The following is a 1,206-nucleotide window of genomic DNA, read 5'->3' as shown; positions in this document are numbered from 1 at the left end:
AGGAGTTATCATGAACGAAACTAGCCCCTTAATCGTAATATCGTAGATTAATTTGGTAATACTGCATTACAAAACCCAAATACCAAATCAGAGCTATAATACGAAAGGAGCTAGTAATATGAATGATATCACAAAATACGTAGGTTTAGACGTATCAGCGGAAAAAATTGCAGTAGCTGTTGCAGAAGAGGGTCGTTCCGACCCGAGATATATAGGCATGATTAACTTTACTGTAGAAGCTATTAGGAAACTAATGAGTAAACTTGGTGAAACTGAACAGCTTCGAGTTTGTTACGAAGCTGGACCAACTGGATATGGATTATATCGACTTCTTAAGAGTATGGATATTGAATGTGAAGTTATAGCACCATCGTTAATACCACAAAAACCTGGAGATCGTGTTAAAACTGACAAACGCGATGCAATTAATCTCTCAAAACTTTATCGTGCGGGTGAATTAACACCTATTTATGTACCAACTGAAGACGATGAGGCACTACGCGACTTAGTTCGGGCACGTGAAGATGTAAAAGAAGATGAATTAAGAGCTAAACATAGACTTACAAAATTTCTTCTAAGAAATGAAATCAAACCACCTCAAGGTACTAAAAGATGGACAGTAAAATATTGGGATTGGTTAAATAAATTAAAATTTAAACGATCTGCATCCCAAGTGGCATTTCAGGAATATTTGCAGCAATTAAAGGAATTTCAGCAACGATTAAAAGTATTAGAAAAAGAAATTGAAGACCAATCCAAAGAAGGTGTTCACGCACCAATGATTCAAACTCTTATGACATTAAGAGGTGTAGCCGTCATTACAGCTACAAGTTTAGTTGCAGAAATAGGATCCTTCCAACGCTTTAAAACACCTAAACAATTTATGGCATATACGGGATTGGTACCAAGTGAGAAGTCTAGTGGTGTAACACGTAAATTAGGTGAGATAACTAAAACAGGGAATCGACATGTACGTAGATTACTGATAGAGGCAGCTTGGAGTTATAGATATCAACCTGCGGTTAAAGGGAAGTTGGAAAAACGACAAAAAGGACAACCAACTAATATTTTAGCAATTTCATGGAAAGCTCAAAATCGTTTGCATAAAAAATACTTTCGTCTATTAGGACGAGGAAAAGAAAGTGGAAAAACTATTACAGCAATTGCAAGAGAACTGGCAGGTTTCATTTGGGCAATTACTCATGA

Annotated in this window: 1 protein-coding gene; it reads left to right on the top strand. The window is 36.3% G+C overall.

The annotated features are described in order from the left end of the window. Nucleotides 1-118: 118 nt before the first annotated feature. On the top strand, nucleotides 119-1,206 hold a 1,088-nt coding region (locus tag D8M05_RS19965), incomplete at its 3' end, for an IS110 family RNA-guided transposase (RefSeq protein WP_121134876.1).

Source organism: Oceanobacillus bengalensis (genome assembly GCF_003628445.1).
GTDB classification, from domain to species: Bacteria; Bacillota; Bacilli; order Bacillales; family Amphibacillaceae; genus Oceanobacillus; species Oceanobacillus bengalensis.
Note: the sequence above shows the minus strand (reverse complement) of the source record. Positions and strands in the feature narration are given on the sequence as shown.